At 39.7% G+C, this 10,299-nt stretch carries 7 protein-coding genes and 1 pseudogene; 2 read left to right on the forward strand and 6 right to left on the reverse strand.

Annotation, left to right across the window (positions count from 1 at the left end):
* Positions 1 to 46 precede the first annotated feature (46 nt).
* Entirely contained in the window at positions 47 to 2,188 is a 2,142-nt protein-coding gene (gene pta, locus ACKI4H_RS05970) for a phosphate acetyltransferase (protein ID WP_407304446.1), read from the forward strand.
* A 105-nt stretch (positions 2,189 to 2,293) separates the two neighbouring features.
* Here pta and ACKI4H_RS05975 read toward each other — a convergent pair whose 3' ends face one another.
* Both ACKI4H_RS05975 and ACKI4H_RS05980 read right to left on the reverse strand, forming a co-directional pair.
* Positions 2,294 to 2,755 carry a hypothetical protein gene (locus tag ACKI4H_RS05975; RefSeq protein ID WP_407304447.1) on the reverse strand — a complete coding sequence of 154 codons (462 nt, stop codon included), beginning with the start codon at positions 2,753 to 2,755 and terminating at the stop codon, positions 2,294 to 2,296.
* 70 nt (positions 2,756 to 2,825) lie between these two features.
* Positions 2,826 to 3,409 (reverse strand): annotated as a pseudogene (locus tag ACKI4H_RS05980) (class I SAM-dependent DNA methyltransferase).
* Positions 3,410 to 4,058: 649 nt separating this feature from the next.
* On the opposite strand from ACKI4H_RS05980, the gene ACKI4H_RS05985 reads away from it, so the two are divergent.
* Positions 4,059 to 5,585 carry a fumarate hydratase gene (locus ACKI4H_RS05985; protein WP_407304448.1) on the forward strand — a complete coding sequence of 509 codons (1,527 nt, stop codon included), beginning with the start codon at positions 4,059 to 4,061 and terminating at the stop codon, positions 5,583 to 5,585.
* A gap of 106 nt (positions 5,586 to 5,691) precedes the next feature.
* On the opposite strand, the gene ACKI4H_RS05990 is transcribed toward ACKI4H_RS05985, so the two are convergent.
* The 4 genes from ACKI4H_RS05990 to tig form a co-directional block, all read right to left on the reverse strand.
* Positions 5,692 to 6,405, reverse strand: a complete 714-nt coding sequence (locus ACKI4H_RS05990) for a DUF2846 domain-containing protein (protein ID WP_407304449.1) — start codon at positions 6,403 to 6,405, stop codon at positions 5,692 to 5,694.
* 204 nt (positions 6,406 to 6,609) lie between these two features.
* Positions 6,610 to 7,920: an ATP-dependent protease ATP-binding subunit ClpX gene (gene clpX / locus ACKI4H_RS05995; protein ID WP_407304451.1), complete on the reverse strand. Its 1,311-nt coding sequence runs from the start codon at positions 7,918 to 7,920 to the stop codon at positions 6,610 to 6,612.
* A 27-nt stretch (positions 7,921 to 7,947) separates the two neighbouring features.
* Complete coding sequence (gene clpP, locus ACKI4H_RS06000) at positions 7,948 to 8,553, reverse strand: ATP-dependent Clp endopeptidase proteolytic subunit ClpP (protein ID WP_407304452.1); 606 nt, start codon at positions 8,551 to 8,553, stop codon at positions 7,948 to 7,950.
* Positions 8,554 to 8,745: 192 nt separating this feature from the next.
* Positions 8,746 to 10,080, reverse strand: a complete 1,335-nt coding sequence (gene tig, locus ACKI4H_RS06005; RefSeq protein WP_407304453.1) for a trigger factor — start codon at positions 10,078 to 10,080, stop codon at positions 8,746 to 8,748.
* Positions 10,081 to 10,299 lie beyond the last annotated feature (219 nt).

Consider the following 10,299-nt stretch of genomic DNA (forward strand, 5'->3'; position numbering starts at 1 on the left):
CATTTTATGCTACTCATCACTGAATCCTTTTATTTAGAATCAAGCTATGAAAACAATTTTATTGGTGCCAACTGGGGAAGGTGTAGGATTAACGTCAGCCAGCCTAGGTCTAGTCTACGCTTTGGAATGCCAAGGGGTGAAAGCCGGTTTTGTTAAACCTTTTTCACAAGAAAAAAATCAAACAACGGATCGTACAACAGCGCTGTATCATCATTTATCGAATAGTGAAACAGTTGAACCAATTACTTATGAAAGGCTTATTCAGCAACTAGGTCTGGGTGAAAGTGACGAGTTACTTGAAGAAGCTGTACGCCTACATCGCCAAATTGCAAAACAGCATGATGTCATTATCGTTGAAGGTTTGGTTCCGACCAGTCGCGACGCTTTTGCATCCGAGTTTAATGCAACTTTAGCCAAAGCTTTGGATGCCCAAGTAATTGTGGTGAGCAATGCAGATGTGAATCAGCCTGTCGCGACTGCGGACAAAGTGGATACACAGTTACGCCATTTAGGCGGCACTGCCAATGACCGTATTGCTGGTGTACTGTTCATGCGTACCAAAGGTTTGCCAGAAGATTCTGCACAAATCCCTGTTACGTTGGATCCAAGTCTGCGACTTATTAGCGACACCAATAAATTTGTTGCAGCAATTCAAAAAAACCATGCGTATATTGGTTCTGAATATCTTCCAGTGATTGGTTTAGTGCCGTTTAGTAATACCCTGAGCGTTCCGCGCATCTCTGATCTGGCAGCGCATATTTCCGCAGAATGGATTAACCAGGGTGAAGCATCACAGCGTCGTGTGTTACACAGCAGTTTAATTGCTTCAAATATTGAACATGAACTAAATAAATTTGTGGCTGGTGAACTGATCATTAGCGCATCTGACCGAATTGATGTTTTATTGGCAAGTAGCTTGGCCAGCAGTAACGGTATTCCCCTAGCAGGATTGGTGCTGACGGAACACCATGAACCGAATGCAACTGTTCTAGAATTTTGCCAAGCTGCGATTAAGAATGGTTTACCGATTCTGCATACCTCATTAAGTACTTTTGAAACTGCACAAAGCCTGTCAAATTTAAGCAATGAAATTCCAGTTGATGATACTGAGCGCGCGGAACAGGTGACGCGTTTCGTATCCAGTCACATTAATGTGGATTGGCTGGTACAAATCCTGAATGGTTCATACAAACCACGCTTGTCCCCTTCGGCTTTCCGTCATGAATTGGTGCAAAAATCCATTGCGGCAAAAAAACGTATTGTCCTGCCTGAAGGGGATGAACCGCGTACCATTCAAGCGGCAGCAATTTGCCAATCACGGGGGATCGCCCACTGTGTTTTACTGGCGAAACCTGAAGTGGTAATTGAGGTTGCCAAAGCACGTAATATCGAATTGCCGCACGATCTTGAAATTATCGATCCAGATCTGATTCGTATTAATTACGTTGAAAAAATGGTGGAGCTTCGCAAAGGTAAAATTAACGAATTACAGGCACGTGAACAGCTACAAGACACCGTTGTACTCGGCACCATGATGTTGGCACTTAACCAAGTGGATGGTTTGGTCTCTGGCGCAGTCCACACCACTGCCAATACGGTTCGCCCTGCATTCCAGCTGATTAAAACCGCACCAGATTACTCACTGGTATCCTCGGTGTTCTTTATGTTATTGCCAGATGAAGTCTACGTTTACGGTGACTGTGCAATCAATCCTGATCCAGATGCTGAACAGCTCGCTGAAATTGCCATTCAATCGGCAGATTCGGCCAAAGCCTTTGGTATTGAGCCGCGTATAGCCATGATTTCTTACTCAACTGGTACTTCTGGTACCGGTGCAGATGTAGAGAAAGTGGCTGAAGCCACCCGGATTGCTAAAGAACGTCGCCCTGATTTATTGATTGATGGTCCATTGCAATATGATGCGGCCTCGGTTGAAAGTGTAGGTCAATCCAAAGCCCCTGGTTCACCTGTTGCTGGCCGTGCTAATGTGTTTATTTTCCCTGATTTAAATACTGGCAACACCACCTACAAAGCCGTACAACGTGCTGCAAATGTGGTAAGTGTGGGACCAATGTTGCAAGGTTTAAATAAACCGGTAAATGACTTGTCTCGTGGTGCATTAGTGGATGATATCGTGTTCACGATTGCTTTGACTGCGATTCAGGCGGAACAGCAAGCTGTACAATAACGCTTAAACTAAGTTCTCCATGCCATCTGATTGAAAAATTGGATGGCTTTTTTTATGTAAATTTCGTATACATCATTAGATTAAATAAAATGGAACTCAGCTGAATTAATCAGTTAAAGCTATTTTTATTTTTGTTAAAGTTGGATTATTAGTCTTAACGATAGAAATATTTCCATTCGATTTTACACAAGCCATTTTGCTGTTAGCGTCAAAAAAACTCGATCGAAAAATTTGCTGAATTTTATTGCCGCTAAAGGCTACCAGGTAAAGACTCTGGTCGGGATAGGATGGTATTTTTTCCAAATATTTTTGCTGATCTTGGATAATATTTTTTGAAAAATATTGATGAAACTTAGGATCAATGAGAGTTTCATAGACTCCTAATATACAAACAGTATCACTATCAGGAAAAATCGAGCTTATTTTTAATGGTTCATCCAGTATTTTTAGTTTCCAATAGATGTGCAATGCTTTTTCAAAAGGCTTATCCAAATATATCGGCCAAAATTTAACAAATAAATATAACAAGCCAAAAGTGATATACCCTAATAGTAATATTCTAATCATGCTAACTGCTCTTTTTATTTTATAAAGATCATTTATTTAATCATTGTTCCACATTTTTATTTAGTCTGGCTTAATCAATTTTTTGTGCCAACCACACCGTATATCCTGCACATTCCCCATCTTCAGCAACCATTTTTATGACCTGAAAACCATGATCATTCAATAACTGCTTATATTCTTCAGCTGCAAGACTTGCATAATATAAAGCATCTCCAAACAGATCTCCAACTGCCTCACCATGACGTGGACCACTGGTAAACATCAATGCCGCTCTTGGCTCAGCATGTTTTTGGAATATCGAAAACATTGCACGCTGATCATTTTGGGCAAGATAAAAAAAACTATCCCAAGCTAAAATCCCTTGAAACTTTTGCCTTAAATTCATCTGACGCATGTCTGCCTGAATTCAGTTCTGTTCAGGAAAGTTTTCCTGCGCTATTTCAATCATGACCTCAGAACTCTCTACACCCACCAATGAATGACCTTGTGCAATTAAATAGGCTGCAATAGGCTTCGCTGAAGCACAGCCTAAATCAAGAATTATTGAATGTTTGGAAGCAGTAAAAGAAAATGATCGAGCCATGTTTTTTCATAAACGAATTGATCACGTAACTCTGTCCATGTCCGTGCATGTTTTCTATAAGTCTCAATAATATTTTGTGCAAGTTCAGACTAATCTTTCATTCCCAAAGGTATCAAGTTTTTAAAATAGTATAGTTAGATTTAGATCGAGATTTGAAGATTTGAAGATTTGAAGATTTGAAGATTTGAAGATTTGAAGATTTGAAGATTTGAAGATTTGAAGATTCAGAATGTTTTTATTTTGATAAAATTTAAAGCAAAAAAAAGAAGATAGAGCTTAAGCCTGATCTTCTTTTTGACCGTAGAACCATGTCGCTACGATATATAATGAGAAACCAACCACGGAAACCACTGCAGTAATCATATACTTACACTCTAGATTTGATGAGCTCATTATGTAAAAGTTTTATGACAACTTTATGACAATGCTGTCATATTTAACACGCTTTAAAATAATTAAATTAATTATTAATTTTCAATAATTTAAGATGAAAAATAAATTCAAACCATTCTGATTAATGTAATAAATGACATATTTCTAATCAGATAGAACTTTCTTTTATCATATTTATTACAGAAATATGCACAAAATGACAACTGACCCACAGCTGAAATTCACTATTAAACTTTCGGCCAAAAAGCAGTCAAAATGCCCACAAAACTTGCTTTTTATCTTATAATTTAGCCCGCTAGCTAACAGCCCGCTCAAGAGATATTTGATATGACAACTATTATCAAGCAAGATGACTTGATCACATCGGTAAAAGATGCGCTTCAGTTCATTTCTTACTATCATCCACAAGACTTTATCCAAGCGATGAGCCGTGCCTATGATCGTGAAGAGAACAAAGCCGCAAAAGATGCTATTGCACAAATCTTAATTAACTCTCGTATGTGTGCAGAAGGCCACCGCCCGATCTGCCAGGATACCGGGATTGTTAACGTATTTCTTGAAGTTGGTTTAGACGTTAAATTTGATTTAAGCATGAGCTTAGATGATGCAATTAACGAAGGTGTACGTCAGGGTTATCTAGAAAACTCGAATATTCTTCGTGCATCAGTTTTAGCCGATCCTGCTTTTGGTCGTAAAAATACCAAAGACAACACGCCTGCGGTCATCCACTACAAACTCGTACCGGGTAACAAGGTAGATATTACTGTTGCTGCTAAAGGTGGCGGTTCAGAAAACAAATCTAAACTTGCGATGTTGAATCCATCCGATTCAATCGTGGATTGGGTACTTAAAACCGTTCCGACGATGGGTGCAGGCTGGTGTCCTCCAGGTATGTTGGGTATCGGTATTGGTGGTACTGCTGAAAAAGCCATGATGCTTGCAAAAGAAGCATTGATGGAAGAAATCAACATGGACGAATTGCTTCGTCGTGGTCCACAAAGCCAACTAGAAGAACTTCGTATCGAAATCTTCGAAAAAGTAAACGCCTTGGGTATTGGTGCACAGGGTCTTGGCGGTTTAACGACTGTTCTGGATATTAAAATCAAAGATTACCCTTGTCACGCTGCGGGTAAACCAGTCGGTATGATTCCTAACTGTGCGGCTACACGTCACGCACACTTCCAGCTAGATGGGACGGGTATTGCCCATATTCAAGCGCCTAAACTTTCTGACTACCCTGCTGTAACCTGGGATTCTTCTACTTCTAAACGTGTTGACCTAGACAACATCACGCAAGAAGAAATGAACTCTTGGCAGCCAGGTGACACATTACTTCTTAACGGTACAATCTATACCGGTCGTGATGCTGCGCACAAACGTATGGTTGACATGATCAACAATGGTGAAGAACTACCTGTTGATTTGAAAGGTAAATTCATTTACTACGTTGGTCCTGTAGATCCAGTGGGTGATGAAGTCGTTGGTCCTGCAGGTCCGACCACTGCTACACGTATGGACAAATTCACACGTCAAGTTTTAGAACATACTGGCTTATTCGGTATGATTGGTAAAGCGGATCGTGGTCCTGCTGCTATTGAAGCAATTAAAGACAACAAAGCGACTTACTTAATGGCTGTAGGTGGCGCTGCTTACCTGGTGTCTAAAGCTGTTCGTCAAGCTGAAGTAGTTGCATTTGCTGACTTGGGCATGGAAGCAATCTACAAATTTGTAGTTGAAGATATGCCGGTATCGGTAGCAGTAGACGTGAATGGTACTTCTATTCACGCAACTGCACCAAAAATCTGGCAAGCGAAAATTGGTAAAATCCCAGTAGTTGATGCTGCTGCAGTTTAATTTTCCAAGCTAAAAAAGCACCCTTTGGGGTGCTTTTTTATTTCTAAAAAAATATTTCTGATTCAACCCACAATAAGTTTTGTATTTTAAATCCAGAGATGTGTATTTACCACGTTCTCGGATCCCATGGTTTAAAGGGTGTAGTCAGTTGCACATCTTCCGCAGGATCATATTTCCCTGGTTTTAGTTTCTGAGCTTTTTTACGTACCTTACCTGTATTTGAATCTTGGGCCACAAAGTTAAAACTTTCCGACTTTAACTGGGTAAATGCGATTTCATTTAAGCCTGTTTTTTCAGACACGATCATTAACGGTCCAGAAACTTCACGACGGGTACTTAAATTTTCTTCATCATATTTAATAAAATAGGACTGCCCCGCTTCCACGGTAAAATCTAAATATTTAGGCTTTTGAAAATGCTGTGTACCCAAAGGACGACTACTCGACAAACGATACGTTCCTGCGGGTAATTCCATCCAGTAATAGTGATTATTCAATAGACTTGGAATACGCTCACTATTAATAAAAAGACTGGATGCCACAATTTCTAGACGGTTCCATTTACTGTCAGGTCGGTACATGTACACAATGGCCGCTTGATCATTTTGTACTTGTACAGGCTGAAAGCGCTGTCCTAATTTTTGGTTGACCCAAGCTCCAATAGTAAACATACCCAGACGGTGCTGCTCAATAAAGCCAGGTTCGCTGTTAAAATCAACAGGTTTTAAGGTTGATGTAGCTTGAGCATGTTCAACAGCAGATTTACCATGGCAACCCATTAAAATAATACTTGCACAAACCGCAATACAGATTCCACGCATGATTTTCCCTCACCGCGTATTTTTTATTTTTGTACTCAATTAAACACTTAATTTTTCGCTATATTGATCGCGACATTAATTTTATTTCATTGATTTTATTTAGGCATCCACACCTAGTAATTTAGATTAACATCGGGTTTTATTTTTGGAAATAAAAAACGTGCGAAAACACTAGTTTTCCGCACGTTTCAGACGAATAACGAATTAAGCAGATTTAGAGTTTACAACTTTCAAATCTACTTTAGGCGCAGTTTCAGTCTCTGCTTTAGGTTGACGCTCTGCCTTTAACTCTGGCTTTCCTTCACCGCTGATCACTGCATCATTTACAATCACAGTACCGACATCGGTACGGCTCGGTAAATCATACATGGTTTCAAGTAAAGAATTTTCCAGAATTGAACGCAGACCACGGGCACCTGTATTACGTTCTAATGCTTTTTTGGCAACAGCACGCAATGCAGAATCTTCAAATACAAGGTCAACATTTTCCATGCCGAATAAATATTGGTATTGGCGGGTTAAGGCATTTTTCGGTTCAGTCAAAATTTGCATTAATGCTTCTTCATCCAACTCTTCCAAAGTTGCAATAACCGGTAAACGACCAATGAATTCTGGAATTAAACCAAATTTTACTAGGTCATTGGCTTCCACTTGACGGAATAAATCAGACAATTTTTTAGTTTCGTCTTTTTTCTTCACATCTGCCGTGAAACCAATACCGCCTTTCTCTTGACGTTGTTGTACGATTTTCTCAAGTCCTGAGAATGCACCGCCACAAATGAATAAGATATTTGAGGTATCAATTTGAATGAACTCTTGTTGCGGATGCTTACGCCCACCTTGTGGTGGAATTGAAGCAACCGTACCTTCGATCATCTTCAATAACGCTTGCTGAACCCCTTCACCCGATACATCACGGGTAATCGATGGGTTTTCAGACTTACGGGTAATCTTGTCGATTTCATCGATATAGATAATACCCTTTTGCGCTTTTTCTACATCATAATCAGCTTTTTGCAAAAGTTTCTGTACGATGTTTTCTACATCTTCACCCACATAACCTGCTTCGGTAAGTGTGGTTGCATCTGCCATGGCAAATGGAACATCGAGAAGACGCGCCAAAGTTTGAGCAAGTAAAGTCTTACCTGAACCTGTCGGTCCAACCAGCAGAATATTACTTTTCGCAAGTTCTACAGCATCATCAGGTTTATGGCCTGAATTGGTGACTTTTAAACGTTTGTAATGGTTATAAACTGCAACTGAAAGTGTTTTTTTCGCAACATCTTGACCAATAACATATTGATCAAGCGCAGCACGAATTTCATGTGGTTTTGGCAAAGGTTTAGTTGCCCAATCACCAGATTCGACTTGCTGACTGGTCTGGACTAAATCTAGGCATACGTCCACACACTCATTACAGATGTAAGCGTCCTCACCTGCAATCAGTTTCCCGACTTCAGACTGCGTTTTACCGCAAAATGAACAATGCTTTTGTCCTTGAGGATGTTCGGACATATTCACTCCAATATTAAAATCTGAAAATTATGGACGTTTACTTAACACTTCATCCACGAGACCGTATTCTTTAGCAGCTTGTGCTGTCATAAAGTTGTCACGGTCAGTATCTCTGGCAACAGTTTCATAGTCTTGACCACTATGCTCTGCCATTAAGCGGTTTAAGCGTTCTTTAATGAATAGAATTTCACGAGCGTGAATTTCAATATCCGATGCTTGACCACGGAAACCACCCAGTGGCTGGTGAATCATGACACGGGCATTTTCCAAGCAATAACGCTTACCTTTTGCACCGGCATTTAACAAGAATGCACCCATAGATGCCGCTTGTCCCATACAATAAGTCACCACATCTGGTTTAATAAACTGCATGGTGTCATAAATCGCCATACCTGCAGTTACAGAACCACCTGGTGAGTTAATATAGAGGTGTATATCTTTATCTGGGTTCTCTGCTTCTAAAAACAACATCTGCGCAACAATTAAGTTGGCCATGTTGTCTTCAACTTCACCGCTCATAAAGATGACGCGCTCACGTAAAAGGCGTGAAAAAATATCAAAAGAACGCTCACCACGAGAAGATTGTTCTACGACCATTGGTACTAAAGCGTTATCAATTGTTGGAACATACATACGTTATTTATTCCTAAATTTTTTGTTACTCAACTCATAGTCACAATATGAGGGATAATTGTCGAAATTGCAAAATATTCCCAATTAAATAACAGATATTTTTTGCATCAGCATTGTTAATTCAGTACATGTTCAGTATATGCCAATGCATAAAAAAAGGCGCATGACGCGCCTTTTCTCGATCAGCTAAACTTAGCCTTGTTGACGAGCTTGTTGCTCTTTCAACAATTCTTCGTAGCTTACAGCTTTATCAGTCACTTTAGCAGATGCCAAAATGTGATCAACAATTTGATCTTCTAACACAACTGCTTCGATTTGAGCACGTTGTTGTTTGTCATTTTTGAAGTATTCAATTACTTCAGTAGGATCTTCATAAGAAGAAGCCATGTCGTCGATGTAAGCTTCAACACGAGCAGGATCTACTTCAATTTTAGCATCAGCTAAAACTTTGCTGACCAACACACCCAATTTAACTGCTTTTTGAGCTTGTTCTTTGAACAAGTCATCTGGAAGCATGCTGCTGTCAAATGCTTGCGCACCTTGAGCACCAAACTGTTGAGTGAATTGTTGAATCATTTGTTGACGTTGACGGTCAATTTCTTGAGCCAACATAGACTCAGGAACTTCAACTTCGTTTGCAGCTACAAGCGCGTCAAAAGTCGCAGCTTTAACCTGGTTACGAAGACCGTTTTTCACTTCACGATCCATATTTTTGCGAACGTCAGCTTTTAATTTTTCAACGCCTTCTTCTTCCGTCAAACCAAAGATTTTTAAGAATTCAGCATCAATTTCTGGAAGTTTTGGTTTTTCAACGAGTTTTACAGTGATTTTAAACTGTGCAGCCTTACCCGCAAGGTTTTCAGCTTGGTAGTCTTCAGGGAAAGTTACATCAATAACTTTCTCTTCGCCTTTCTTCATACCAACGATGCCGTCTTCGAAGCCAGGGATCATACGACCAGAACCTAAAACAAGTTTAAAGTCTTCAGCAGTACCACCTTCAAACTTCTCACCGTCAACAGTACCTTCGAAATCGAAAGTTACTTGCATGTCTTTTTTAGCCATGCCTTTGGTTTCAGCCCAAGTTTGACGTTGTTTTTGAAGGTTTTCAATCATTTGGTCAACGTCTTTGTCGTTAACTTCAGTTGTTTTACGTTCAACTTCCAAAGCGTCAAAAGCTTTCACTTCAACTTCTGGATAAACTTCTACAGTTGCTTCATAAACAAGAGCGTCTTCTTTGTTTTCAACTTTATCAATGTTTGGCATGCCAACAGCATTGATTTTTTCTTGCTGAATTGCTTCGAATACTGTGTCACGAATTACATCGTTCACAACTTCTTGATAAATGCCTGCGCCATATTCACGACGTACAACATTTAAAGGCACTTTACCTGGACGGAAGCCGTTGATCTTCACAGTTTTAGCAGTGCGTTTTAAACGAGCTTCAAATTGCTCGTTCACACGGCTCGTCGGTACAGATACATTTAAACGACGGGCAACGCCCGAAACCGCTTCAGAAGTTACTTGCATGGCTTCCTCGATATAGAAATAGTAATTGCAATTTTGAAAGTGCCATATTATATGACAACATTGGAAGATATACAAAACAGGATGATTTAACCATTAAATTTTAAGCTTTCTTTGGATAAAAATCCGTTTTTATTTCAATTTCCTAATACTTTATCTGCCAAAGACGCTCAATTCATATGCATTTTAGCTAAAAGCGTAAATTTTCTTAAGTTTGAGTTC

The organism is Acinetobacter sp., assembly GCF_045628685.1.
In the GTDB taxonomy this organism is placed as follows: domain Bacteria; phylum Pseudomonadota; class Gammaproteobacteria; order Pseudomonadales; family Moraxellaceae; genus Acinetobacter.

What these genes read in the sequence shown, in the direction of transcription:
- clpP (WP_407304452.1), bottom strand. Translation starts at nt 8,553, where the DNA reads ATGTATGTTCCAACAATTGATAACGCTTTAGTACCAATGGTCGTAGAA.
- clpX (WP_407304451.1), bottom strand. Translation starts at nt 7,920, where the DNA reads ATGTCCGAACATCCTCAAGGACAAAAGCATTGTTCATTTTGCGGTAAA.
- ACKI4H_RS05990 (WP_407304449.1), bottom strand. Translation starts at nt 6,405, where the DNA reads ATGCGTGGAATCTGTATTGCGGTTTGTGCAAGTATTATTTTAATGGGT.
- ACKI4H_RS05975 (WP_407304447.1), bottom strand. Translation starts at nt 2,755, where the DNA reads ATGATTAGAATATTACTATTAGGGTATATCACTTTTGGCTTGTTATAT.
- ACKI4H_RS05985 (WP_407304448.1), top strand. Translation starts at nt 4,059, where the DNA reads ATGACAACTATTATCAAGCAAGATGACTTGATCACATCGGTAAAAGAT.
- tig (WP_407304453.1), bottom strand. Translation starts at nt 10,080, where the DNA reads ATGCAAGTAACTTCTGAAGCGGTTTCGGGCGTTGCCCGTCGTTTAAAT.
- pta (WP_407304446.1), top strand. Translation starts at nt 47, where the DNA reads ATGAAAACAATTTTATTGGTGCCAACTGGGGAAGGTGTAGGATTAACG.